The sequence below is a fragment of the Marinobacter subterrani genome, from assembly GCF_001045555.1.
Classification (GTDB): domain Bacteria; phylum Pseudomonadota; class Gammaproteobacteria; order Pseudomonadales; family Oleiphilaceae; genus Marinobacter; species Marinobacter subterrani.
Genome location: NZ_LFBU01000002.1, coordinates 890,531 through 914,565 on the forward strand (window position 1 = coordinate 890,531; position 24,035 = coordinate 914,565).

19 protein-coding genes are annotated in these 24,035 nt (G+C 58.4%); 15 read left to right on the forward strand and 4 right to left on the reverse strand.

The window, feature by feature from the left end:
- Nucleotides 1-41 precede the first annotated feature (41 nt).
- The 11 genes from ribF to msub_RS22315 all read left to right on the forward strand — a co-directional run bounded on the left by ribF (nucleotide 42) and on the right by msub_RS22315 (nucleotide 12,788).
- Nucleotides 42-1,013 carry a bifunctional riboflavin kinase/FAD synthetase gene (gene ribF / locus msub_RS20010; RefSeq protein ID WP_048497858.1) on the forward strand — a complete coding sequence of 324 codons (972 nt, stop codon included), beginning with the start codon at nucleotides 42-44 and terminating at the stop codon, nucleotides 1,011-1,013.
- Between the two features lie 82 nt (nucleotides 1,014-1,095).
- The gene (ileS, locus tag msub_RS20015) at nucleotides 1,096-3,915 is read left to right on the forward strand and encodes an isoleucine--tRNA ligase (RefSeq protein ID WP_048497859.1); all 2,820 of its coding nucleotides are present in this window, start codon (nucleotides 1,096-1,098) and stop codon (nucleotides 3,913-3,915) included.
- On the forward strand, nucleotides 3,915-4,439 hold the full coding sequence (lspA, locus tag msub_RS20020; protein ID WP_048497860.1) for a signal peptidase II: 525 nt from the start codon (nucleotides 3,915-3,917) through the stop codon (nucleotides 4,437-4,439). The genes ileS and lspA overlap by 1 nt, the downstream gene beginning before the upstream one ends.
- 5 nt (nucleotides 4,440-4,444) lie before the next feature.
- Nucleotides 4,445-4,897 (forward strand): FKBP-type peptidyl-prolyl cis-trans isomerase, encoded by a 453-nt coding sequence (gene fkpB, locus msub_RS20025; RefSeq protein WP_048497861.1) that lies wholly within the window; start codon nucleotides 4,445-4,447, stop codon nucleotides 4,895-4,897.
- 18 nt (nucleotides 4,898-4,915) lie between these two features.
- Nucleotides 4,916-5,869: a 4-hydroxy-3-methylbut-2-enyl diphosphate reductase gene (gene ispH / locus msub_RS20030; RefSeq protein WP_048497862.1), complete on the forward strand. Its 954-nt coding sequence runs from the start codon at nucleotides 4,916-4,918 to the stop codon at nucleotides 5,867-5,869.
- 246 nt (nucleotides 5,870-6,115) lie between these two features.
- Nucleotides 6,116-6,562, forward strand: a complete 447-nt coding sequence (locus msub_RS20825; protein WP_053077988.1) for a GspH/FimT family pseudopilin — start codon at nucleotides 6,116-6,118, stop codon at nucleotides 6,560-6,562.
- 38 nt (nucleotides 6,563-6,600) lie between these two features.
- Nucleotides 6,601-6,990, forward strand: a complete 390-nt coding sequence (gene pilV / locus msub_RS20040; RefSeq protein WP_197083909.1) for a type IV pilus modification protein PilV — start codon at nucleotides 6,601-6,603, stop codon at nucleotides 6,988-6,990.
- The gene (locus tag msub_RS20045; RefSeq protein ID WP_048497864.1) at nucleotides 6,987-8,042 is read left to right on the forward strand and encodes a PilW family protein; all 1,056 of its coding nucleotides are present in this window, start codon (nucleotides 6,987-6,989) and stop codon (nucleotides 8,040-8,042) included. The genes pilV and msub_RS20045 overlap by 4 nt, the downstream gene beginning before the upstream one ends.
- Nucleotides 8,043-8,046: 4 nt before the next feature.
- Nucleotides 8,047-8,571 (forward strand): pilus assembly PilX family protein, encoded by a 525-nt coding sequence (locus msub_RS20050; RefSeq protein WP_048497865.1) that lies wholly within the window; start codon nucleotides 8,047-8,049, stop codon nucleotides 8,569-8,571.
- Between the two features lie 23 nt (nucleotides 8,572-8,594).
- Complete coding sequence (locus msub_RS20055; RefSeq protein WP_048497866.1) at nucleotides 8,595-12,320, forward strand: pilus assembly protein; 3,726 nt, start codon at nucleotides 8,595-8,597, stop codon at nucleotides 12,318-12,320.
- A gap of 72 nt (nucleotides 12,321-12,392) precedes the next feature.
- Entirely contained in the window at nucleotides 12,393-12,788 is a 396-nt protein-coding gene (locus msub_RS22315) for a type IV pilin protein (RefSeq protein WP_048497867.1), read from the forward strand.
- 11 nt (nucleotides 12,789-12,799) lie between these two features.
- Here msub_RS22315 and msub_RS20065 read toward each other — a convergent pair whose 3' ends face one another.
- From msub_RS20065 to msub_RS20075, 3 genes are all read right to left on the reverse strand, one after another.
- Nucleotides 12,800-13,366 (reverse strand): GspH/FimT family pseudopilin, encoded by a 567-nt coding sequence (locus msub_RS20065; protein ID WP_048497868.1) that lies wholly within the window; start codon nucleotides 13,364-13,366, stop codon nucleotides 12,800-12,802.
- Between the two features lie 114 nt (nucleotides 13,367-13,480).
- On the reverse strand, nucleotides 13,481-14,869 hold the full coding sequence (locus msub_RS20070; protein WP_048497869.1) for a sigma-54-dependent transcriptional regulator: 1,389 nt from the start codon (nucleotides 14,867-14,869) through the stop codon (nucleotides 13,481-13,483).
- Nucleotides 14,870-14,925: 56 nt separating this feature from the next.
- Nucleotides 14,926-16,581: a sensor histidine kinase gene (locus msub_RS20075; protein ID WP_048497870.1), complete on the reverse strand. Its 1,656-nt coding sequence runs from the start codon at nucleotides 16,579-16,581 to the stop codon at nucleotides 14,926-14,928.
- A 93-nt stretch (nucleotides 16,582-16,674) separates the two neighbouring features.
- On the opposite strand from msub_RS20075, the gene msub_RS20080 reads away from it, so the two are divergent.
- Nucleotides 16,675-18,339, forward strand: a complete 1,665-nt coding sequence (locus msub_RS20080) for an NAD+ synthase (RefSeq protein ID WP_048497871.1) — start codon at nucleotides 16,675-16,677, stop codon at nucleotides 18,337-18,339.
- Between the two features lie 93 nt (nucleotides 18,340-18,432).
- Here msub_RS20080 and msub_RS20085 read toward each other — a convergent pair whose 3' ends face one another.
- Complete coding sequence (locus msub_RS20085) at nucleotides 18,433-19,266, reverse strand: outer membrane protein assembly factor BamD (protein ID WP_048498049.1); 834 nt, start codon at nucleotides 19,264-19,266, stop codon at nucleotides 18,433-18,435.
- A gap of 146 nt (nucleotides 19,267-19,412) precedes the next feature.
- On the opposite strand from msub_RS20085, the gene rluD reads away from it, so the two are divergent.
- The 3 genes from rluD to clpB all read left to right on the forward strand — a co-directional run bounded on the left by rluD (nucleotide 19,413) and on the right by clpB (nucleotide 24,026).
- Nucleotides 19,413-20,390 carry a 23S rRNA pseudouridine(1911/1915/1917) synthase RluD gene (gene rluD / locus msub_RS20090; RefSeq protein WP_048497872.1) on the forward strand — a complete coding sequence of 326 codons (978 nt, stop codon included), beginning with the start codon at nucleotides 19,413-19,415 and terminating at the stop codon, nucleotides 20,388-20,390.
- Nucleotides 20,380-21,135, forward strand: a complete 756-nt coding sequence (pgeF, locus tag msub_RS20095) for a peptidoglycan editing factor PgeF (protein WP_048497873.1) — start codon at nucleotides 20,380-20,382, stop codon at nucleotides 21,133-21,135. Before rluD ends, pgeF begins: the two co-directional genes overlap by 11 nt.
- Nucleotides 21,136-21,449: 314 nt before the next feature.
- The gene (gene clpB, locus msub_RS20100; RefSeq protein ID WP_048497874.1) at nucleotides 21,450-24,026 is read left to right on the forward strand and encodes an ATP-dependent chaperone ClpB; all 2,577 of its coding nucleotides are present in this window, start codon (nucleotides 21,450-21,452) and stop codon (nucleotides 24,024-24,026) included.
- Nucleotides 24,027-24,035 lie beyond the last annotated feature (9 nt).

A 24,035-nucleotide genomic window follows, 5' to 3' on the forward strand; every position in this document is an offset into this window, starting at 1 on the left:
TAAGCGCTGAAAGCAAGCTGGCAATTGAAGGTTCGCATTGCATGCGTCTGATCCGGGGCCTGACCAACCTGAAAAAGCTGTCCGGGCGGGAGGACTCTCCGCTCGCCAATGGGTGTGTCGCGACCATCGGTAATTTTGATGGTGTGCACCTGGGGCACAAAACCATTATTGACCAGGTCAAAAGCAAGGCCGAAGCGCTTGGCGTGCCTTCCGTGGTGATGATTTTCGAGCCCCAGCCCCGGGAGTTTTTCCAGGGCCAAGAGGCGCCGCCGCGGCTGATGGCCTTCCGACAGAAATTCGAGGAACTGCTGGCCGAGGGTGTCGACATGGTGCTTTGCCTGCGTTTCAATCAGGCTTTCCGCAGCTATTCGGCTATGGGCTTTATCGAAGACGTCCTGATTGAAGGGCTGGCTGTCCGGCATCTGGTAGTGGGCGACGACTTTCGCTTCGGCTGTGACCGGGCCGGGGATTTCTCACTGCTGGAAAAGGTCGGCCCGGATGTCGGTTTCACGGTTGAGAATACCCGCACGGTAACGGTTAAAGGCGAGCGGGTGAGCAGCACCCGTGTGCGGGAGTTGCTCACGGTGAATGGTCTGGAGCAGGCGGAAGCCCTGCTCGGGCACCCTTACCGCATCCGGGGCAGGGTGGTATACGGCCGGCAACTGGGCCGCCAGATCGGCGCGCCAACAGCCAACATTCTGCTGCATCATACACCGGCCCTGCGCGGCGTGTATGTCGTTGCCGCCACGCTGGATAACGGCGCAACTTACGACGGTGTGGCCAATATCGGCATTCGGCCGACGGTGGACGGCAAGCAGCCGTCGCTGGAAGTGCACCTGTTTGACTTTGCTGGCACACTTTATGGCCAGCATCTGGAAGTTGTCTTCCGCCACGGCCTGCGGGACGAGGAAAAGTTTGCTTCGGTAGATGAGCTGAAAGAACAGATTGCCCGGGATTTCGAGGAGGCCCGCTCGTGGATTTACGCCAACGGCTCCGTGCGAACCCCGCATTGAAACACCTCGCGGCGCCCCAACGAATAAAAGACTGATCAACACTGACCAAGCCAAATCGACCAAAAGAGTACGCACACAAACCATGAGCGACTACAAGCACACCCTGAATCTGCCGGAAACCGCCTTCCCCATGCGCGGTAACCTGGCCAAGCGCGAGCCGGAAATGCTCAAGCGCTGGCAGGATCTCGACGTCTACGGCAACCTGCGCAAGCAGCGTGAAGGGCGGGACAAGTTCATTCTTCATGATGGCCCTCCCTACGCCAACGGCAGCATTCACATTGGTCATGCGGTCAACAAGATTCTCAAGGACATGATCGTCAAGTCCCGCAGCTTCATGGGCTTCGATGCGCCCTACGTGCCGGGCTGGGACTGCCATGGCCTGCCCATCGAGCACAAGGTGGAGCAGGAGATTGGCAAGGCCGGGGTGAAGGTGGATTACAAGACCTTCCGCCAGGCCTGTCGCGACTACGCCACCAAACAGATCGCCGGGCAGAAGGAAGACTTTATTCGCCTGGGCGTGATGGGTGAGTGGGACAAGCCCTACCTGACCATGGATCCCAAGGTGGAAGCCGGGATCGTGCGTGCCCTGGGCAAGATTGTTGCCAAAGGGCATCTGGTGCGTGGTTACAAGCCGGTTTACTGGAGTGTGGTGGGTCAGTCCGCACTGGCGGAAGCCGAGGTTGAGTACCAGGACAAGACCTCTACCCAGATCGATGTGCGCTTTACCGCGGTTGATCAGGCCAAAGCCCTGTCACTGTTTGGCACCGACAATGGCCGTGGTGATGTGTCCGTTGTTATCTGGACCACCACGCCCTGGACCATTCCGGCCAACCAGGCGGTTTCTCTGAATGCGGATCTGGACTATGCGTTGGTACAGGCCGATGTTGGTCAGGGACCTGAGCGTATGATTCTGGCCGCCGATATGGTGGAAGGCATTATGGCGCGCTGGCAGGTCGAGAGCTACGAAGTGCTGGCCACCTGCTCCGGCGCTGCCCTGGAAAATCTGGTTCTCCAGCATCCGATCTACGACAAGCAGGTGCCGGTGATCCTCGGCGATCACGTGTCCACCGATGCCGGTACCGGCGCTGTCCATACCGCGCCCGATCACGGCATGGAAGACTTTGAAGTGGGCAAGGCCTACAACATCGGCACCATCAATCTGGTTCAGGCTGATGGCACCTACACCTCGGCCGCCGGTGAGCTGGCCGGAGTGCATGTTTACAAGGCGGATGAGCCGGTTTGCAGCGCGCTTGAGCGTGAGGGCAAGCTGGTCCGTTCCGAGAAATTCCGCCACAGCTATCCCCATTGCTGGCGTACCAAGACCCCGCTGATCTACCGGGCCACGCCCCAGTGGTTTATCAGCATGGACAAGGAGAACCTGCGCGCCGACGCCCTGGAAGCCATCAAGGGTGTGCGCTGGGTACCTGCCTGGGGCCAGAACCGTATTGAGGCCATGTTCAACCAGTCTCCGGACTGGTGCATCTCCCGGCAGCGGACCTGGGGTGTGCCCATCACCCTGTTTATCCATAAGGAAACCCAGGAGCTGCACCCGGATACCCAGAACCTGATCGAGAAGGTGGCCCAGCAGATCGAGGAGGGCGGTATCGACGCCTGGTACGAGCTGGATGCGTCTTCCCTGTTGGGCAGTGATGCCGAGCGGTACGAAAAGGTGACGGACACCCTGGATGTCTGGTTCGATTCCGGTGTGACCCACGAATCCGTTCTCCGGGTCCGTGATGAGCTGGGCCAGTTCCCGGCCGATATGTACCTGGAAGGCTCCGACCAGCACCGTGGCTGGTTCCAGTCGTCCCTGAAAACCTCCATCGCCATGAACGGCGTGGCACCGTACAGGCAAGTTCTGACCCACGGTTTTACCGTCGATGGCAAGGGCCACAAGATGTCCAAATCCCTGGGCAACGTGATCGCGCCCCAGGAAGTCATGAACGAACTGGGCGCCGACATCCTGCGCCTGTGGGTGGCGGCGACCGACTACAGCGGCGAAATGACCGTGTCCAAGGACATCCTGCGCCAGACCGCCGATGGTTACCGCCGGATCCGCAATACTTCCCGCTTCCTGCTGAGCAACCTGACCGGCTTTGATCCGGAGCAGCACATGGTGGCACCGGAGGACATGATCGCCCTGGATCGCTGGATGGTGGACCGTGCCCTGCAGTTGCAGGAAGAGCTCCACGAGGACTACGGCAACTATGCCTTCCTGCGAATTTACCAGAAGGTGTACAACTTCTGTGAGGCCACCCTGGGCGGTTTCTATCTGGATATCATCAAGGATCGCCAGTACACCACCCAGGCCGACAGTCTGGCCCGGCGTTCCTGCCAGACGGCCCTGTACCACGTGGCCGAAGCACTCGTTCGCTGGATCGCCCCGATCCTCAGCTTCACCGCTGACGAAATCTGGCAGCACCTGCCCGGCGAACGCAGCGATACCGTGTTCTACGAAACCTGGTATGAAGGCCTGACCGCGTTGCCGGAAAACGCCGAGCTTGGCCGCGACTACTGGCGTGAGATGTACAGTGTAAAAGAGGCCGTCAACAAGTGCCTGGAAGAAGCCAGGGCACGGGGTGAAATCAAAGGCTCTCTCAGTGCCGAAGTCACCCTGTTCTGCGAAGGCGATCTGGCAGCCGATCTGAAGCACCTCGGCGAGGAGCTGCGTTTCGTGCTGATCACCTCAGAAGCCACCGTGAAACCGGTGTCTGAAGCTGGCGATGCGGAAATGACCTCTCATGAAGGTCTCCGGGTGAAGGTGACACCGGCCGCTCACACCAAGTGCGAGCGCTGCTGGCACCACCGGGAAGATGTCGGGCGTAACGCCAAGTACGACGACCTGTGCGGCCGCTGTGTCACCAACGTGGAAGGGCCCGGCGAAGCCCGCGCCTACGCCTGATGGACGCTGCCATGACTGAGCAGCGAACAGGAGGCAAGCTGAAGTGGCTGTGGCTGACCGTGTTGGTGATCATTCTGGATCTCGGTACCAAGGCCATGGCCACCGCCATGCTGACCTACGGCGACCCGGTGCCGGTGATTCCCATGTTCAACCTGACGCTGCTGCACAATACCGGAGCAGCGTTCAGCTTCCTGGCCGAGGCCGCGGGCTGGCAACGGTGGTTCTTCGTGACCCTCGCCGTGGTGGTCAGTGTTGTGCTGGTCTACTGGCTCAGAAACCTGCAGCGCCATGAGACCTGGACTGCCGTTGCCATTGCGCTCATTCTGGGCGGCGCCCTGGGGAACGTCTACGATCGGGTGGTGCACGGCTATGTGGTCGACTTCCTGCATTTTTACTGGCAGGACTGGCACTTTCCGGCCTTTAACCTGGCCGACACCGCCATTACCATCGGTGCTGGCATGATGATTCTTGATATGTTCCGCAAACCCGCCGATTCCGACGGGAATGCGGAAAGGAGCGACTGACTTCCATGAACGAACTGCCTGTCGACAAGGGTACCCGCGTCAAACTGAACTTCGCCCTCAAGTTTCCGGATGGTGAAGTGATCGACTCAACCTTCGAGAAAGAGCCGGCTTCCCTGGAAATCGGCGATGAAAACCTGCCAGAGAATTTCGAAACCTACCTGATGGGCATGAAGGCCGGCGACAGGGACAGTTTCCAGGTGCCGCCGGAAAAAGCCTTTGGCCAGCACAACCCGAACAACGTTCAGACCTTCAAACGCCATGAGTTCAGCCCGGATATGGTGCTGGAACCCGGCGTGATGATCTCCTTCGCCGATGCCCGCCAGAGCGAACTGCCTGGGGTTGTCAGCCGAGTGGAAGGTGACGAAGTGGAGGTGGATTTCAATCACCCCCTGGCAGGGCGTACACTGACGTTTGAAGTAGAAATCATTGACGTGGAGCCGGTCGGCCCGGCCCACTAACCAGAGCAGCAGGTTGATATGCAGATCCGACTCGCCAATCCCCGAGGCTTTTGTGCCGGTGTGGACCGCGCCATTGAAATTGTAAACCGGGCGCTGGACGTGTTCGGAGCGCCGATCTACGTAAGGCACGAGGTGGTCCACAATAAATTTGTGGTGGATAACCTGCGCAACCGCGGCGCCATTTTCGTGGACGAGCTGGACGAAGTACCAGACGACAAGCTGGTCATCTTCAGCGCCCACGGCGTCTCCCAGGCGGTCCAGGACGAAGCCGCCCGCCGCGGCCTGAAAGTCTTCGACGCCACCTGCCCGCTGGTCACCAAGGTCCACCTGGAAGTCATGCGCTACAGCCGCGACGGCCGGGAATGCGTGCTGATCGGCCACCATGGCCACCCGGAAGTGGAAGGCACCATGGGCCAGTACGACCACAGCAATAGTGGTGAGATCTACCTCGTGGAAAACGAGGAGGACGTGGCAAGCCTGCAGGTGAAAGATCCCGCCAGGCTTTCCTACGTGACCCAGACCACCCTCTCCATGGACGACACCGCCCGGGTGATCGACGCCCTTCGCGCGAAATTTCCCGAAATCCAGGGCCCGCGCAAGGACGACATCTGCTACGCCACGCAGAACCGGCAGGATGCCGTGAAGCAGCTGGCCGGTGACTGCGATCTGATGCTGGTGGTCGGCTCGCCCAACAGTTCCAACTCAAATCGGTTGCGTGAGTTGGCGGAGCGCATGGGTACGCCGGCTTATCTGATTGATGAGGCGGCTCAGATTGATGCCGCCTGGCTGGAAGGCAAAACCTCGGTTGGTGTGACCGCCGGCGCCTCGGCCCCGGAAGTGCTGGTGAACGATGTGATCGCCCGCTTGAGGGAACTGGGTGGCAGTGTTCCTGAGGAGATCGCTGGCCGGGAGGAGAACATTGTGTTCTCCATGCCGAAAGAGCTTCGCATCGACGCAGTTGAAGTAAGCTGAGGCGAACATTCGCCCTCCGGAGTTGTGTTGGGGCACGGTTAAGGTGGTACCCCACCCTTGCATCCCTTCGATCTCCGGTAAGTCCTGAACCTTCCATCGGCTTCAGCCTTCAGGGAATGTGATCCTGTTCACGAAACGCCAACTGATTCCTGCCGCTTGTCCGCTAACAGCTGCCGCTAGTCCGATAACGGTGGTGGTCCCCTAATCATGCATCTAACGTGTAGAAAGGAAAACTGGGAATAGACTATGCATTCAAAGTCAGGCAGTGAAGGCTTCACTCTCGTCGAACTGATGATCGCAATAGCGCTCATTGCGTTAATCGCTGGCTTCGCCGTGCCCCAATTCGGACGGATTATCGACAACAACCGAGTTGTCTCTACAAGCAACTCTATCGTTGGTTTGTTGAACTATTCCCGAAGTGAGGCCGTCCGTCGGGGCGAGAGAGTGGCGGCGACCTCCGCCTCCAATACCATGCAGGCGACGGTCGTATCCAGCGGTAATGTCATCCGGCAGATTGAGGAGGCGAGCGGGGACCTGAGTATTAGTACAGGTTCCGTGACGTTTCGGGCCAACGGGCTTACCACCAGTACGGCGAACGTTTCGTTCAACGTTTGCGCCGGTGACGCTGACGGGACGAGCGTTACCGTGACGCCGGGCGGACGGGTGTCCACTGCCGACGTTACTTGCCCCTGATCCGGGGGAGCAGACGAGATCTCTGGAGAAAAATGTTCATGTTGGTCAGATCAGGTTCACGTTCTCAGAGTGGTTTTACTCTCATCGAGGTACTGGTTGCTCTGTTGGTACTGCTGGTTGGTCTTCTTGGTGTCGCGGGTATGCAATACCTGTCACTTCAGCAGGTTAACAATGCGAATCTCCGGTCGCAGGTCAACCTGCACGCCCAGGAAATGGTGGAGATGGTCAGAGCAAACGATAACGAAGCACTTACCACGGCTGAGGTCAGCGCCTGGAATGCCGGACTGAGCCGCGACGTTCCCGGTGCCACTGGCGCAGTATCCCTCAGCGGCAACACCGTTGATGTGACCATCACCTGGGACGAGCGGCAATACGGCAACGATGCCGCGCAACAGACTTACACCATGACAGCGAGGTTGGAGCAATGAGGATCTCGTCAAACCAGAGAGGCCTGTCCATTATTGAGGTGATGGTCGCATTGGCCCTGTCGCTGATCATTACCCTCGGGCTCACACAGATTTTTACCTCCAACAGCCAGAGTTTCCGGGTGGCTGAGGCCAGTGCCAGAATCCAAGAAACCGGTCGGTTGGCGACGTCCATTGTTGGGCGGGAGATTCGTAATTCGTCCTATTGGGGATGTCTGGGTAGTGATGGCGTCAGAGATGGGCGTCTCAACAGCATCCTGAATGATACCGGATTTGACGTTGGCGCTCTTTTACGTGGCCTGGATGCCGAGAATAACGCCGGTGCAGGAAATTCTGATGTTCTGTACCTTGGTGGAGTAAATGGTAACTCCCAAATCAAAGTGACGTTCCAGCCGAGCCAGCAGGCTGCCAACCTCCAGGTGGATGACAGCGATTCTTTCAACCTGAATGACATTCTCATTGTCACAAACTGCAGTGCCGGTGATGTTTTCCAAGTCACGAACCTGAACACCAATAACGAGGTAGTTGTTCACAACTCTGGTAACGTGAGTGTGGGCCCCGGAAACTCTACTCAATCACTCTCCACTAACTACAATGATGATCCGGATGGGGCTTCTGTGTTCAGGCCGCGCCAACAGAGATTCTATCTGACCGACAATGCGAACGGGGTCAGGGAACTGGTTACTGACGGTGTTGGAATATCGGGCTCTGGTATTGGTAACTTCTCAACACCTGTGGCCATTTTGCAAGACGTTATGGATTTCCAGTTCCAGTTCGGAGTAGACAGCGATCAGGACGGCCAGGTCAACGCTTGGGAGGATCCGTTAGGTCTCACAGCAGCTGGTCGTACCCAAGCGGACAACACCATTGCGATACGTCTGAGTGTTCTCATTCGCTCTCCGGAGGATCGAGTGACTGATGGAGCTCAGGATTACTGCTACCCCGGCTGGCTCGACTGTGTAGCCAACAGCGCCTTGGCGACAACCGCCAATGCCAACGACACCTTTTTGTACCGGGTCTACACGACCACAATCACCATGAGAAACAGGATCTGATGTGATGGGCAGAGTAAATATTACCAGTCAGGCAGGCGCCGCACTGATTCTGTCACTATTGATGCTGCTGGTCCTTACACTTTTGGCTGTGTCCAGCATGCAGGGAACCATCATGCAGGAGCGAATGGTCTCGGGTGCGCGAGAGGGTATGCAGTCTCTGGAGATTGCAGAGTCGGCGCTGCGGGATGCTGAAGTGTATATCGAGAACGTGAACCTTCTGTCGGAATTTGACGGCACAGGGGGGCTTTATGGCGAAACCGATACGGCGCCAGACCCACAGACGTTCGACTGGACTGGAAGCACAAACGTTCGGACGGCTACTGTTGTGGATGGCGTTACACCGAGATATTTCATACAGCACATCGGGGAGGCACGACAGCCGGAACAGCTTACTGATCTGGTGGTTGAGGGGTACTCCCATGAAACAGGTGCAACCGATGCCCAGGCCTTCCGGATCGTTGCGTGGAGCCCAGGCCCGACCGGTGAGTCCACCCGCATCATCGAATCCTATTATGCGCGGGAAATGTGAGCGCAAGCTGCAGGGATAATGCTATGAGTCAGATTAAAAGAAAGCTTTGCAATTTCTTCTTAGGCGTTGTCATCGTGCTTCCCGTTCAGGGCTATGCTGCGCCTGGTGTCCTGGCGGATCAGCCTCTGTATCTTGCCGGTGGGCGTGGCGTTCCCGGTAACCTGGTTTTGACACCTTCTGTGGAATTTCCGACGGTGCAAAGCTTGGCAAACCTCGGCTCTTACACCACCGACCGGCGGTTTGAAGGCTATTTCGACCCCAGCAAGTGTTACACATACAATTACGACGCCGATGCGTCAAAGCGGCATTTCAAGCCATCCAGCGTGTCTGCTTCGAGAACCTGCAGTGGCGCAGGGGAATGGAGCGGTAACTTTCTGAACTGGTCCACGACGCAGACGATTGATCCCTTCCGCAAAGTTTTGACGGGAGGCTATCGTTACCTGGACACCACCACACAAACGTGGCTGGAGAAGGCCCGGCATCCTGGGCAGAGTGGTCTCGCGGTAAGGGAGATCAGCGGTTCCACCGTCGTGGCAGGTGCAACCCCGTTTACCGCCAATCGCGTTCGCGTGAGGATTCAGGGGCTGGGCGTTGAAATGCGTTTCAGCGTAGGCGACACCGGCGTGAACAACAATCCGGTGAAGTACGATCCTACTGCTACATTCTCGGCGGCCAACGCCCAGGAGGCCCATGTTCGGGTCAAGGTATGTGACGCAAACGTAGGTCTGGAGGCCAACTGCGTTCAATATTCCAACGCCTGGAAGCCCGAGGGGCTTTTGCAGGAGAACTCGGAGACGCTGCGATACAGCGTATTCGGCTACCTGAACGACGACAGCAATAGCCGGGATGGCGGTGTTTTGAGGGCTCAACAGAAGTTCATTGGCCCCGAGCAGTTTCTTCCGTCAACAGGGTTGACCACCAACCCCAACGCAGAGTGGGATGAGACGACCGGTGTTCTTTACACCAATCCCGATCCGACCGCCGCTTCAAGTACACCGGGGACCGTGGTGAACAGTGGTGTCATCAACTACATCAACAAATTCGGGCAACTGAATAGCAACAACCATAAGTCGCTGGACCCGGTGAGTGAACTGTATTATGCCGCAACACGCTATCTGAAAGGGCTCGGATCTGTCAGCGCATATTCAAGCCTGAATGGCCTGGATGCAGCCACCACGAACAAATACACGGACGGATTCCCTGTAATTACGGACTGGGTCGATCCTGTTCAGTACGAGTGTCAGCCTGCGGCAATACTGGGCATTGGTGATGTAAATACCCACGATGACAAGAACCTGCCCGGCAACGAGACGAGTTACCGGGACGATGAACCGAATATGCCGAGCGAGGTGCGCAACGACGAGACCGTCAACGTGATTACCATGACTAATCGCGTGGGCATTATTGAGGGATTGGGCAACAGCCTTGGGGAGACCAATTCGTTCACCGGGCGGCAGAATTCTGCGTACATTGCAGGGCTGGCATTCGACAACCTCGTTAATGACATGCGACCGAACGATGAGGGTAAGCAGACCGCGACTACACATTGGGTCGACGTTCTGGAAAACCAGGTTTTACAGCCGCCGGCCAGTAACCAGTATTATCTGGCGGCCAAATACGGCGGCTTCGATGTGCCGGATGATTTCGAACCGGCAACACGGACGGAGGCTTTGCCGGAGGAATGGTGGCACACGAATGGTGAAACTGTATCCCTGGGCGGCACCAGCTTTAAACGTCCAGACAATTACTACATTGCCGGCCAGGCGGACCGGATGATCGCCAGTCTGGAAAAAGCCTTTGAGAGCATTGTTGCTGAGGCTGTTGGTAGCTCCACTGGCGTGACCTTTAACACCGCCACATTGGAAACCGACACGTTGTTGTTCGGTGCCCGGTTTGATTCCGCCAACTGGACCGGCGATCTCTTCGCCACTGGGCTGACCGAAAACGAGTCAGGACCTCCAACGATTAATGAAACCGAAACCTGGGAAGCGGGCAGCGTCCTGGACGCCCGGGACCAAATGCAGGATGCCCGACAGATCATCACCTATGATGGCGCGGCAGGATTGGCCTTTAACTGGACTAACTGGGGCAGCCTGACGACCCGCCAGCAGAACGACCTGAAATACGACGGTGGTGCCGGTAGCCTTGCTTTAGCCGAGAATCGAATCTCCTATCTCCGGGGTAATCCGATTACCGGAATGAGGAGCAGGGCCAGCCTGCTGGGCGACATTATCAATTCGACCCCGGTTTATGTGGCGGATCCAGATCTTGGCTGGCCCGCAGGAGTACCTTTTGGCACGACTACCGATACCTACGCCAATTACAGAAGCGAACAGCGTAACCGGACACCGGCGATCTATGTGGGTGCCAACGATGGCATGCTGCATGCGTTTCGAGGCAGTGACGGTAAAGAGCTCTTTGGTTATATCCCGGAGTTTATCTTCTCCGATCAGGCGGATGCCGGTCTTCATTATCTGACTCAGCAGGCCTATCAGCACCGGTATTACGTGGATTTGACACCAGTCGTTTCGGATGTCTACACGCAGGGCGCGGGTGGTACAGCGGCAGACTGGCGGACGATTGTGGTTGGTGGTGCGCGTACCGGCGGCAAGGGGGTCTTCGCCCTGGATGTTACCAACCCTGCCAGTTTCTCCGAGTTGAATGCTTCCGATCTGGTCATGTGGGAGTTCAGTAGTGCTGACGACAGCCGCATGGGCTACATCATCGAGCCGCCCACCGTGTCGCTGGTTCAATGGGGTAATAACGATTATCGCTGGACGGCGTTCGTGCCGAACGGTTACAACTCAACTGGAGCGTCAACCGGCTTGTTTATGCTCGATATTGAAGGCGGACTGGACGGCGACTGGACCGACACCGGCGACTATCGATACATCGAGTTCGACGCAGCGGCGGACGCCACCGGCTTGTCTCCGGTGCGACAGGTTGATTTGAATGGGGACCGGATTGTCGACCGTGTTTATGCCGGCGACCTGAAAGGCAACATCTGGGTGGCAGCAGATACAGGGAATGGAAGCTGGGCCTCCGCTTATCGTCAGGGTAGCACCCCGAATCCTTTGTTCACTGCCGTACGCTCCGGGACTGCACAGCCTGTTACGGCCGCCCCCATGGTAGTGCGCAACCCCAACGACAATGAAAATAATCCGGACCCGGATGTCATGGTCCTGTTTGGAACCGGTCAGTATCTAACCCAGGACGACACCGTAAGTGAAGATGTTCAGTCCTTTTACGGTATCCTGGATCAAGGTACTTCGGAGCTTGATCGATCCGATCTGATTGGTCGGACAGTCACCGATTCCGTAATTACCGTTGAAAACGAGGTGTTCGACGTCCGCTCTTCATCCGGCGAAGATTTCGATACCCAGAACGGTTGGTATGTCGACTTCACAACCGAAACCGGCGAAAGAATTGTGCAGCCTGCCCAGGTGAGGGGGGAGTACGTTTTCGTGAACTCCACGATCCCCTCGAGCAACCCCTGCGATGTGGGTGGCAGCGGCTGGCTGATGGCCTTTGGCCTGGATGGTCAGACGCCGGATCGCGCCGTTTGGCCGAAATTGGGCTCTCCTTATGTCGGCTTCAAGACCAAGGGTGGACTGCCGAACAAGACGGGTTTCCTGGGTGACTATGCACTCATTCCCCGGTCCGACAGTGAAATCCTCTCGGAAGAGGTAGATGTTGGTAGCACGTCTGAGAATACCGGTCGGATGAGCTGGCAGGAACTCTACGACTGATTCGCGGGAGCAACAACGGAAGCCGGGGCTCACAGGAACCCCGGCGAACAGCAACCGAGTTGGGAAGCAACAATGACAGCAGTCAAACGGCAGTCTGGCATCACACTGATCGAATTGATGATCGTGGTGGCAATCATTGGCATCATTGCCGCGATCGCCTTACCCAGTTACAACCGGTACGTTGAGAATGCTCGTGCGGCCGACGCCAAAAGCGCGCTCATGTCCCTGGCAAACGCCATGGAGCGCTTTCATACTCAGAATATGACCTACGCTGGGGCTTCCGTCGGCAGTGCTGCGGGCGCTATATTCCCGGATGAGGCGCCGCTCGATGGCAGCGCCAAATTCTACGATCTGGTGATCACCAGCCAGAGCGCAATCGCATTCAGAATTGAAGCGCAGCCGAAGAATGGGCAGGGGGGAGGAACCATTGCGCTGCTTTCAAATGGCCAGAGGGTCAATTGGGACTGACCGTGGTCCTGCTAGAGGCTGCTGCAGTCGATAGGGTTGCCTGAGGAATCTTCAACAATGCCGTCCCCGTCATGGTCCCGCGCCGTACGGGGGCGCCCTCCCATATTGATCCGGATCTGAGCGGCGTAATGGTTGTCGTCAGAGTCCGGGCACCAGACGAAATTCCCCAGGGTTCCCCGCGACCAGCCGCTGCTTTCAAACCGGAAGTAGTTGTGGATGCCTGAACTGACAGTGAGTCGGCCCGTATCCAGGGGCTGAATCACGCGCACAATCTGGCTGACATCTGTGATTTCCCGGGTGCGCCCGGGGTCCCGAAACGCGGTGATTGGCAGCGACCAGGTACTTGAGCATTTCGAATCTGCACCAATGGCACAGACGGTAACCGTTGTTTGCTCGTTGATTGCCGTGTTCCTTGCCAGATTGAGGGTGGCAATCAGGTCGGCGAGTACGGAATGACGCCCTGAATGGTTGATCAGGCTAGATGTACCTGGAATAGCGAACGCGAGGATGATGGCGCTGATTGCCATAACGGCAATCAACTCGACCAGCGTCACGCCAGTCTGAAGCGAATTTTTCATCGTTTACTTCCCTGTAACGACTTCGGACAGTGCGAATCAGTGAGTGACCAGTGCCTCCTGCTCTGGACGACCTCAGTATAAGCCGAGGGACCCTCCCGGATCTACAGGTCCTGGTTACTCCATCCCCAACTTCTTCAACCGATACCGCAACGCCCGAAAACTGATCCCCAACCGCTTCGCCGCGGCGGTCTTGTTCCATCGGGTTGCCTCCAGCGCCTTTTCAATAGCCTGCCGCTCGATGCCCTCCAGGTAGCCCTCCAGGTCGATCTCGCCATCCGGCACGGCAAAGCCTGCACCGTCGCCGGCCTGGCCTTCGGCAATAATCTGCGAGGCCGATGCCGCGTGCTGCACCCCGTTCCCCAGGTGCAGGTCTTCGGCGTCAATCTGGTCGGCATCGCACAGGGTGAAGGCGCGCTCGAGCACGTTCTCCAGTTCCCGCACGTTGCCGGGGAAGTCATAGCCTTTGAGGCGCTCGATTGCGGCGGGCGTTAACGCGGCCGGGTCGCACTCGTACTCCCGGGCGATGCGTTCGAGGATGTGGGTGGCCAGCAGGGGGATGTCGTCCTCGCGCTCGCGCAAGGGCGGAACAGCCAGTTCGATCACGTTAATGCGGTAGAACAGGTCCTGGCGGAAACTGCCTTCCTGCACCAGTTCCGGTAGATTCTTGTGGGTGGCACTCAATACCCGGATATCCACCGGGACTTCCTTGGTGTCACCTACCGGGCGTACGGCTTTTTCCTGGATGGCTCGGAGCAGTTTCACCTGCATGGCCAGGGGCAGGTCGGCCACTTCATCAAGGAAGAGGGTGCCGCCATTTGCCGAGCGGAACAGGCCATCCTTGTTTTCCACCGCACCGGTAAAACTGCCTTTCTTGTGGCCGAAGAACTCGCTTTCCATCAGTTCGGAGGGAATCGCGCCGCAGTTAACGGCGATGAACGGTCCTTCGCGACGGGGCCCCTGCAGGTGAATCATTCGGGCCACCAGTTCCTTACCACTGCCGGACTCGCCACTGATAAACACCGGCGCCTGGCTTCTGGCCAGTTTTCGGGTCTGGTTGCGCAGCTTCCGGATTTCGGGAGATTGGCCCAGTAGCAGGCCGGGTTCATCCGTGGCGTCTTCGCTGTCGGTCTTGGCTTCGGACAGCTTGAGTGCGCTGTTGACCAGCTCCCGGAGGCGGGAGAGTTCCACCGGTTTGGAGACAAAATCAAAGGCGCCGGCTTTCAGGGATTCGATGGCAGTGTCCATATTGCCATAGGCGGTAATCACGGCCACCGGGGTTGTCGGGGCATGCAGCTGAATCCACTGAACCAGTTCGATGCCATTGCCATCGGGCAGGTTCATGTCTGTGAGGCACAGGTTCGGCGGGTTCTGCTCCAGCAGCGCCAGAGCGCTGGTCATGTCGGGAGCCGTGAGCGTTTTTATTCCCATCCGGGTCAGGGTGATTTCCAGCAGTTCCCGGATATCCGGTTCGTCGTCAACGATCAGCGCTGTGTATGTGGTCATCTTGTATTGTCGGTTCCATGTCGTTATTCATACGCCCGATATCCGCTGGCGTGAGGTCATATCATTCGCCCGGGGTGGGCAAAGGTGATGCGGAAGCAGCAGCCGGGCTGGTCGTCTTCTATCAGGGAAAGATGCGCCTGATTAGCCTCGCACAGTTCCCGGGCCAGATAAAGTCCGAGGCCCGTGCCGCTTTTGTCGGTGGTGAAAAAAGGCTCAAACACCGAGTTGCGGTTTTCCGGGGCAATGCCCGGGCCCTGGTCGCGCACATCGATATAGGCCCGCTCTCTGTCGTCTGTTGCCCCGGCGTGTATCCCGATTGTTCGTTGTCCGGAGTGCTGCTCACTGTAGCGCAAACCGTTGTCGCAAAGATTCACCATCACCTGTTCAATCTGGCTCTTGTCGAATCGTGCCGGAGGAAGTTGCGGGTCAATTTTCAGAACAATATTGGCCGCCGTGCAGTGTTCGTCCTGTGTCTGAAGGAAGTCTTCCCGGAATTCCTGAAGCCAGGGCCCGACTTCGATCAGATCCGCATGGGCAGCCCGGCGCCGGGAAAGATCGAGAACGTTCTCGATAATGCCATTCACCCTGCGCGAATGGCGCCGAATGATTCCCAGCATCTGGCGGTCGCCAGGTTCCAGGTCCGGGGCTTCTTCCATCAGTTGGGCAGCATGGCTGATGGCGCCCAGAGGGTTGCGAATCTCATGGGCAATGCCTGCGGTGAGTCGCCCGAGAGAGGCCAGCTTCATCTGCTGGGCCTGCTGGGTGACCTTGCTCATGTCCTCGATGAACACGAGGATATGGTCGCCTCGCTCCTGATCCAGTTGAGTGAAGTTGGCCTGCAATAATGGAGATGTTGAGGACGGCTGGAAGGGTTCAATGCGGCGGGTGGGGTCCTTCAGCCAGGCCTCCAGGCCAAGCTTCAGTGGCTTGGGCAATACGGTGGCGTAATCACGAAACGGGGCTGAGGCCTTCGGCGCGCCGTACAACAGCTCCTCGGCGGCCGCGTTGGCCAGCCGGATATGGCCGTATCGATCCAGCACCAGAATGCCGGTGCGCATGCGCTGGATGATCTGCTGGTTGATCTGTTCCAGCTCGGCAATGCTGCGGGCCCGGCTGGTGGCCAGGGCTTCGCTGCGCATCATCCGGCGGGAGATATTCTGCAGTACGAAAGCAGCCGCAAAGTAGAGTATGCCCAGCGAGCCGGCCCGAACGATATCGTCGGCGGATTCGCCCAGTGTCAGCACCGCCCAGCCCGAAATGCCCAGCGAGCAGATGGCGGCCAGTGCCGCATAGAAGGTGCCCATGCGGCTCGGGGTCAGGATGTTGCCGGCAGCTACCGAAACAATTACCAGGTTGGCCAGGCCGTTGGTTATGCCGGTGCTGGTCAGCAGCAGGCCGTGCATGATAAGGATATCCATCAGGATCGAGAGCGTGATGTGCCGTTGGCTCGGGTGGAAGCCGGCTACCAGAAGCAGGGCAATAAAGGCATTCAGGGCAAGGTAGGCGGAAACGCCGGCCTGGTAGTAGTCGTGCAGCCGGAACCGTGTGTCAAAATTGATTGGATCGACAAACAGCAGCGCGACCAGCATCAGGCTGACCACCAGGCGGTAGTGGTTGTAGATCCTGAACAGCTTTGCCTGCTGCAGACCGGACGGCGTAGAAGGGGCCGGGGTGAGTGTTTCGGCTGACCGTGAAGGTGTCTCTGTTGCCATGTTTTACCGGAATCCGCTGTTGGTCGGGAGAAATCCTCTCGCTTGCGGGGTTATAATAGCCTTTTCATGGCAATGAGTTACAGGAGCCGATTTATGTCCGTTTCCGGAAAACAGGCCGCCTCCGGGGTGTCGGCGAAAAAATTACGGGTGGTGATGGCCCAACTGGACTTTCTGGTTGGCGACATACCCGGCAATACCGAACTTGTTATTGATGCGGCCCGCCGCGCCACATCAGACCACCAGGCGGACATCGTGGTTTTTCCGGAGCTGTGCCTCACTGGCTACCCGCCTGAAGACCTGCTGCTTCGGCCAAGCCTTGAGGTTCGGGTTAACGAAGCCCTCGAACGTCTGCAGGCGGAACAGCTCGAGCCGGCCATCGTTTTCGGTGCTCCGCTGCGCCATGGTGCGCTCCTCTATAATGCCGCCGTCGTGATCGAGGGTGGCGAAATCACCGGCCGGTACTTCAAGCGCTTCCCGCCCAACTACCAGGTGTTCGATGAAAAACGGTATTTTGCCGAAGGGACGGAGGTTCTGACCCTGGAGATCCGCGGTGTCCCGGTCGGTATTACCGTTTGTGAGGACATCTGGAAGGAAGGGCCGGTGGAAGATTGCGCTGCCGCTGGCGCAAGGTTGATTCTGAATCTGAACGCCTCACCCTACGACATCGACAAACAGGCCCGCCGCAAGGCCCTGCTGGAGCGAAAATCCCGGGAAAACCTGGTCAGCATCGTATATGTTAACCTGGTCGGAGGGCAGGACGAGCTGGTCTTCGACGGCGGCTCCATGGTGTTCGACCATTCCGGCGTGTTGACGGCGGAGGCGCCCCAGTTTGCCGAAGGCTTGTACCCGGTCGACTTTCTTTGTGAGCTCCGCTGCCAGCCGGTTTCCCAGCCCTTACCCGAAGAGCCCTCCCTGGAAGCCAATGTGTACAACGCCCTGGTAACGGGCGTTCGGGACTATGTTAACAAGAATGGCTTCAAGTCGGTGGTGCTCGGGTTGTCTGGCGGCATTGATTCCGCGGTCACCCTGGCGGTGGCGGTGGATGCCCTGGGCAAGGATCGTGTCCGGGCGGTGATGATGCCCTTCCGTTATACCTCGAGCATGAGTCTGGAAGACGCCGAGGCGGAGGCCAATACGCTGGGGGTGCAGTACGACGTGTTCTCCATCGAGCCCATGTACGACGCCTTCATGCAATCCCTGGCCGGGCCTTTCGAAGGCACCCGGCCGGATACAACCGAGGAGAATCTGCAGGCCCGTTTGCGCGGTGTGCTGCTGATGTCACTGTCCAACAAATTCGGCTCGCTGGTACTGACAACCGGCAACAAGAGCGAGATGGCGGTGGGCTATTCAACCCTTTACGGCGATATGGCCGGTGGTTTTGATGTGCTTAAGGATGTGCCGAAAACCCTGGTATTCCGCCTCGCCAAATATCGGAACACGGTCTCCCAGGCGATTCCGGAGCGGGTGATCACCCGGCCGCCCTCCGCGGAGCTGGCGCCAGACCAGAAAGATGAGGACAGCCTGCCCGGCTACGATGTGCTGGATCAGATCCTGAATCTTTACGTGGAGCGGGATTTCAGCGCAGACGCGATCGTCGCGGAAGGCTTTGATCGGGCCGATGTGGATCGGGTTATCCGCCTGGTGGATATCAACGAGTACAAGCGCCGCCAGGCCCCGATCGGCGTCAGGATTACCGAGCGCGGCTTCGGCAAGGACCGTCGTTATCCCATCACCAACAGCTGGAAAAGCGGCAAGTAGCCGTTATTTGGGGTCGAAAAAGGGGTCAGATGAAAATGGGGTCAGATGAAAAGTTCATCTGACCCCATTTTCATCTGACCCCTTTTTCAGTCTTTACTCGTCGCCCATCAGGCCAAACGTGACCACGTTGGTGAGCGAACGATTCTCCTCCTTCAAAAGATCGGCCACGAACTCGCCATCTTCATTGAGCGCGTCGCTGTCCGGGAAGTTGGTTTTCAGCAGGGCAATGGAGTCCCGGGCGGCTTTTTTCAGGTCGAGGAACTGGTAGGTTTCGATCATGATGACCAGCGCCTCTTCAACGGAGGGTGATGACGGGTAGTTCTCCAGCACGTACCGGCCCCGATTGTTGGCGGCTACGTAGGCCTGGCGCTTGATGTAGTAGCGCGCGGCATGGATTTCCAGCTCGGCCATGCGGTTGCGGATTGCGATCATACGCTGGCGGGCATCGGCCACATACTTGCTGTTCGGGTAGCGACTGAGCAGTTCCGAAAAGTCCCTGAAGGCTTGCAGTTGCTCGCCCGGGTCCCGGGCGGCGACGTCAATGGGAAAATAGCGCGCGGCAAGCCCGATATCCAGGTTATAGGAGGCAAGCCCGCGCATGTACAGGGCGTAATCGGCGTGGTCGCTTTGCGGGTTCAGGCGCAGAAAACGGTCGGCGGCCGCCCGGGCGCCTTCAAGATCGAGGTTCTGGTAGCGGGCATAGATCAGATCAAGCTGGGCCTGTTCGGCATAGCGGCCAAACGGGTAGTAGGTTTCCAGCGCATCCAGGTTATCTTCCGCCTCATTGAAGTTTCCGGAGTTCATGGCCTGGCGGGCATTCTCGTAATAGGTCTCCTCCGGCAGCACTTCTTCCTCCTTGGTTGTCGCGCAGCCACTGACCAGAACAATCAGAGTGGAAAGGAGCAGTAAACGAAGACCTGATCTCATGCCGGAATCCCGTATAATGTCGATAAATTCAAGGTCAGCCATTGTAGCGGGGAAGTCGCCCGATGTGCAGAGGCATCTGAAGAGCAACGCTCCGCTGTTTCAAAGAAACTGACCCAAACGTACCACACGCAGGCCCTGGGGGCTTAATGTCATCTGAAAATCGAATCGTCGCCAGCTTTGTTGTACCGCCGGAACTGAGTGATCGGCGCCTGGATCAGGCCGCAGCAGAGCTGATGCCCGAGCACTCCCGTTCAAGGCTGCAATCATGGATCAAGAGTGGCGCGCTCACCGTCAATGGAGAGGTGCACAAGCCCCGGGACAAGGTGATGCTGGATGATCGCCTGGAACTGGATGCCGAGCCGGAAGTTCAGGTGAATTGGCAGGCCGAGGAAATCTCGCTGGATATTGTCTACCAGGATGAGCACCTGCTGGTGATCAACAAGCCGGCCGGGCTGGTGGTGCACCCGGCGGCCGGCCACGCCGATGGCACGCTGGTCAACGCCCTGCTGAACTACGCGCCGGAAGTGGAAAACCTGCCCCGGGCGGGCATTGTGCACCGCCTCGACAAGGATACCTCGGGCATCATGGTCGTTGCCCGCAGCCTGATTGCCCACACCTCGCTGGTGGACCAGTTGCAGACCCGTGCCATGGGGCGCGAGTACGAAGCCGTTGTGGTCGGCACGCTGACCGGCGGTGCGACGGTGGATGCGCCCATCGGGCGACACCCCCGGGAACGTAAAAAGATGGCGGTGGTCGCGTCTGGCAAGCCTGCGGTCACCCATTACCGGCTGGTCGAGCGTTTTGCGGCCCACACGCTTGTCCGCTGCAAGCTTGAGAGCGGCCGCACGCACCAGATCCGGGTGCACATGGCACACGTGAAGCATCCGCTGGTCGGTGACCCCATGTACGGTGGTCGCCTGCGGCTTCCCAAGGGCACCACCGAAGAGCTGCGCCGGGCGCTGTCGGCGTTCAACCGTCAGGCGCTTCATGCCCGGCAACTGACGCTGGAGCATCCGGAAACCGGGGAAACCCTGAGCTGGGAGGTGCCCCTGCCGGAGGATATGATCACCTTGATAGAAGCCCTGCGCAAACACGCCCGGGAGCTGGATAACCGTGAGTATTGACGCAAGCACCCTCAAACCGGACTGGTCTGCAGCCGCCCGAGTACGGGCCATCAGCACAACCCGCGCCGGCGGTGTTAGCGGCGCGCCGTGGAGTAGCCTGAATCTCGGCGGCCACGTGGGCGACAACCCCACGCATGTGCGAGAGAACCGTCGGAGACTTGCCGACTCTGTCGGTTTGCAAAGCGACCGAATTGGATGGCTGAACCAGGTGCACGGCACCGAGGTCATCGAACTTACGCCGGACAACGTCGGGCAAACTGTAACGGCCGATGCCAGCTACACCCGTTATCCGGGCTTCACCTGCGCCATCCTCACCGCAGACTGCCTGCCCGTTATTCTTGCCGATAATGCGGGAACGGTCGTCGGCGCCGCCCACGCCGGATGGCGGAGCCTTTGTGGCGGGGTTATCGAGAATCTGGTGAGCGCCATGGCCGTTGCCCCCGAGGGCCTGCAAGCCTGGCTGGGACCGGCCATCGGTCCAGACAGCTTCGAAGTCGGCCCGGAAGTCCGGGATGTCTTTCTGAAACATGACCCCAAGGCTGCAAGAGCGTTCAAGGCCGACGGTGCTCGGCCTGGGCACTTCATGGCGGATATCTATGCCCTTGCCACCTTGCGGTTAAATCATCTCGGTGTTTCCGACGTCACTGGCGGTGGCCTGTGTACTTTTCAGGATTCGGATCGGTTCTTTTCTTACCGCAGAGATGGTCAAACCGGGCGGATGGCCACCTTGATCTGGTTGAATTAACGACTATTGGCAACTGACCGGTTATCTGTACGTTATCACTAAAGTTCGGGCCTGGGGCGGCAATGGCTCTCCAGAACTGTCTGCAGCATGGATGCTGCAGCCAAGCCTACATGGATGTATTCACGGCGTGTTCTGGAGAGCCGTTGCCGCCCCAGGCTTCCACCAGTCTCAAACTGACGGCCGTCAATTTTCTGACGAATTCATCAGTGTCCCGCTTGAAGTCCCCCCACTTGCCCCTACATTAACTATCAAAGCAATCGAATATCCGCCACCCACGGCACCATGGTATTCGTAGAATTTTGGGGAAAGTACACATGAGAATCGACAAGCTGACCAGCAAACTGCAGACCGCCCTCGCGGATGCACAATCCATCGCGGTCGGGAAGGATCACAACTTCATCGAACCGGTGCACCTGATGCAGGCCTTGCTTGACCAGGAAGGCAGTGCCATCAAGCCGCTGCTCAAACAGGCCGGTGCCGAGCCCGGGCGCATTCGCCAGGCCATTGCCCGGGAAATCGAGAACCTGCCCGAAGTGCAGGGCTCGGCGGGCGATGTCTCCATGTCCAATGACATGGGCCGTTTGTTCAATATTGCCGACAAACTGGCCCAGAAGCGCAAAGACCAGTTCATCTCCAGTGAACTGATGCTAATGGCAGCGCTTGAGGATCGAGGCAGTCTTGGCCGGGTACTCCGGGAGCAGGGCGTTGATAAAGCGGCCCTGGAAAAAGCCATTGACGAAGTTCGCGGCGGTGAGGCCGTCAACGATGCCGGTGCCGAAGAAAACCGCCAGGCCCTGTCCAAGTACACCATTGATCTGACCGAGCGCGCCGAGGCTGGCAAGCTGGACCCGGTGATCGGCCGCGACGATGAAATCCGCCGCACCATCCAGGTATTGCAGCGCCGCCGGAAGAATAACCCGGTGCTGATCGGTGAGCCGGGCGTGGGTAAAACCGCCATTGTTGAGGGCCTGGCCCAGCGCATCGTCAACGGCGAGGTGCCCGACGGCCTGAAGGACAAAAAAGTCCTGTCGCTTGATATGGGCTCTCTTATTGCCGGTGCCAAATTCCGGGGCGAGTTCGAGGAGCGCCTGAAAGCCGTTCTGAACGAGCTATCCAAACAGGAAGGCCAGATCATCCTGTTTATTGACGAAATCCATACCATGGTCGGGGCCGGCAAGGCCGAAGGCTCCATGGATGCCGGCAACATGCTCAAGCCGGCACTGGCCCGGGGCGAACTGCACTGCGTGGGTGCCACCACCCTCGATGAGTACCGGGAACACATCGAGAAAGACGCCGCGCTCGAGCGCCGTTTCCAGAAAGTATTGGTGAGCGAGCCGAGCGAGGAAGACACCATTGCGATCCTTCGTGGCCTGAAAGAACGGTATGAGGTTCACCATGGGGTGGAAGTCACCGATGGCGCGATCATTGCTGCCGCGAAACTGTCGCACCGTTATATCGCGGACCGGCAACTGCCGGACAAGGCCATTGACTTGGTGGACGAGGCAGCCTCCCAGATTCGGATGGAGATGGACTCCAAGCCGGAGCCGCTTGATCGCCTCGAGCGACGCCTGATTCAGCTCAAAATCGAGCGTGAGGCCCTCAAGAAGGAAACGGATCCAGCCTCCAAAAAACGCCTGTCCGAGCTGTCGGATGTGATCACCGGGGTTGAGCGGGAATACGCCGACCTGGAAGAAGTCTGGAACACCGAGAAAGCGGCTCTGCATGGCTCCCAGAAGATCAAGAGCCGGCTGGAGCAGGCCCGGATTGATCTGGAAAACGCCCGCCGCGCGGGTGATCTGGGTAAGATGTCCGAGCTCCAGTATGGCCAGATCCCCGAGCTGGAACGCCAACTGGATATGGCCAGCCAGGCCGAGATGATGGAGATGAAGCTGCTCCGGAACCGGGTAACGGACGAGGAGATTGCCGAGGTTGTCTCCAAATGGACTGGCATTCCCGTGTCCAAGATGCTGGAAGGCGAGCGCGACAAATTGATGCGCATGGAAGAGGCGCTCCATGACCGAGTGATTGGCCAGGATGAAGCGGTCGAGGCCGTGTCCAACGCCGTGCGTCGCTCCCGGGCGGGGCTTTCTGATCCTAACCGGCCGAACGGGTCATTCCTGTTCCTGGGCCCGACCGGTGTGGGCAAGACCGAGCTGTGCAAGGCCCTGGCTTCCTTCCTCTTTGATACCGAGGAAGCCATGGTCCGCATCGACATGTCGGAATTCATGGAGAAGCATTCCGTGGCCCGTCTGATTGGTGCGCCTCCGGGCTACGTCGGCTATGAAGAGGGCGGTTACCTGACCGAAGCCGTGCGCCGGCGCCCTTATTCAGTGCTGCTGCTGGATGAGGTGGAAAAAGCCCATCCGGACGTCTTCAATATCCTGCTGCAGGTGCTGGAAGATGGCCGCCTGACAGACGGCCAGGGCCGTACGGTTGATTTCCGGAACACGGTGATCGTGATGACCTCCAACCTGGGCTCGGACATCATCCAGCAGAAGGCCGGGGAAGAGAACTACGAAGCCATGAAGAGTGCGGTCATGGAAGTAGTGGGCACGCATTTCCGCCCCGAGTTCATTAACCGGGTGGACGAAGTAGTGGTATTCCATCCCTTGGCGGAAAGCCAGATCCAGGGTATTGCCCGGATTCAGATCGAGTCCCTGAGCAAGCGCCTGAAAGAGCAGGATATGAAACTGGAGCTCGACGAAGCCGCCATGGAACTGCTGGCCGAAGTTGGCTACGACCCGGTCTACGGTGCGAGGCCGCTGAAGCGGGCCATCCAGCGGATGATCGAAAACCCGCTGGCCCAGCGGCTGCTGAAAGGGGAGTTCGTCTCGGGGGATGTTATTCGCGGTACGGTGAAAGACCATCACCTGGACTTCACCAAGGCATGAGCCGGAAGC

Bases quoted from the DNA above. Each gene is read 5' to 3' on its own strand.
- ribF (WP_048497858.1), top strand. From the start codon at position 42: ATGCGTCTGATCCGGGGCCTGACCAACCTGAAAAAGCTGTCCGGGCGG.
- ileS (WP_048497859.1), top strand. From the start codon at position 1,096: ATGAGCGACTACAAGCACACCCTGAATCTGCCGGAAACCGCCTTCCCC.
- lspA (WP_048497860.1), top strand. From the start codon at position 3,915: ATGGACGCTGCCATGACTGAGCAGCGAACAGGAGGCAAGCTGAAGTGG.
- fkpB (WP_048497861.1), top strand. From the start codon at position 4,445: ATGAACGAACTGCCTGTCGACAAGGGTACCCGCGTCAAACTGAACTTC.
- ispH (WP_048497862.1), top strand. From the start codon at position 4,916: ATGCAGATCCGACTCGCCAATCCCCGAGGCTTTTGTGCCGGTGTGGAC.
- msub_RS20825 (WP_053077988.1), top strand. From the start codon at position 6,116: ATGCATTCAAAGTCAGGCAGTGAAGGCTTCACTCTCGTCGAACTGATG.
- pilV (WP_197083909.1), top strand. From the start codon at position 6,601: ATGTTGGTCAGATCAGGTTCACGTTCTCAGAGTGGTTTTACTCTCATC.
- msub_RS20045 (WP_048497864.1), top strand. From the start codon at position 6,987: ATGAGGATCTCGTCAAACCAGAGAGGCCTGTCCATTATTGAGGTGATG.
- msub_RS20050 (WP_048497865.1), top strand. From the start codon at position 8,047: ATGGGCAGAGTAAATATTACCAGTCAGGCAGGCGCCGCACTGATTCTG.
- msub_RS20055 (WP_048497866.1), top strand. From the start codon at position 8,595: ATGAGTCAGATTAAAAGAAAGCTTTGCAATTTCTTCTTAGGCGTTGTC.
- msub_RS22315 (WP_048497867.1), top strand. From the start codon at position 12,393: ATGACAGCAGTCAAACGGCAGTCTGGCATCACACTGATCGAATTGATG.
- msub_RS20065 (WP_048497868.1), bottom strand. From the start codon at position 13,366: ATGAAAAATTCGCTTCAGACTGGCGTGACGCTGGTCGAGTTGATTGCC.
- msub_RS20070 (WP_048497869.1), bottom strand. From the start codon at position 14,869: ATGACCACATACACAGCGCTGATCGTTGACGACGAACCGGATATCCGG.
- msub_RS20075 (WP_048497870.1), bottom strand. From the start codon at position 16,581: ATGGCAACAGAGACACCTTCACGGTCAGCCGAAACACTCACCCCGGCC.
- msub_RS20080 (WP_048497871.1), top strand. From the start codon at position 16,675: ATGTCCGTTTCCGGAAAACAGGCCGCCTCCGGGGTGTCGGCGAAAAAA.
- msub_RS20085 (WP_048498049.1), bottom strand. From the start codon at position 19,266: ATGAGATCAGGTCTTCGTTTACTGCTCCTTTCCACTCTGATTGTTCTG.
- rluD (WP_048497872.1), top strand. From the start codon at position 19,413: ATGTCATCTGAAAATCGAATCGTCGCCAGCTTTGTTGTACCGCCGGAA.
- clpB (WP_048497874.1), top strand. From the start codon at position 21,450: ATGAGAATCGACAAGCTGACCAGCAAACTGCAGACCGCCCTCGCGGAT.